The 383-nt window shown below is 66.1% G+C and carries 1 pseudogene; it reads left to right on the top strand.

What is annotated here, in order from left to right:
* A pseudogene (locus tag WCE05_RS26425) lies at nucleotides 1-383 on the top strand (hypothetical protein); the annotation flags it as partial.

Raw genomic sequence — 383 nt, forward strand, 5'->3', positions numbered from 1 at the left:
ATCAAATACTCCAGGGCTTCCAGGGCAGGCGGGACAAGAACCCGCGCCGGGTCGGCGACGCGTTGGCCGCCAAGCTCGCCATCGGCCTGGGCCAGGCGGCCCACTGGATGGACCAGCCCCACCCCGACCTGTGGCGCACGCTTGGCCCGGACGCCATGACCGATGACCCGCCGGGACGCCTCGTGTCAGTCCAGCCCGCGTGGCTGGGTAGCGCCAACGACAACGTGCTCATTGCCCAGTTCGATACCGGGGGCGCAATGGGAAATGGCCTCGAACTGCGCGACCAGCCTGGCGTGATCCAGAGCTGGAACGTCAGTCCTGAATGGCTGCAAAAGAATGTCCGGGGCTTTTCGTCCTCGAAGAACCTGTGCATCGTCACGGGC

Source organism: Pseudomonas sp. I2, assembly GCF_040984075.1.
GTDB classification, from domain to species: Bacteria; Pseudomonadota; Gammaproteobacteria; order Pseudomonadales; family Pseudomonadaceae; genus Aquipseudomonas; species Aquipseudomonas guariconensis_B.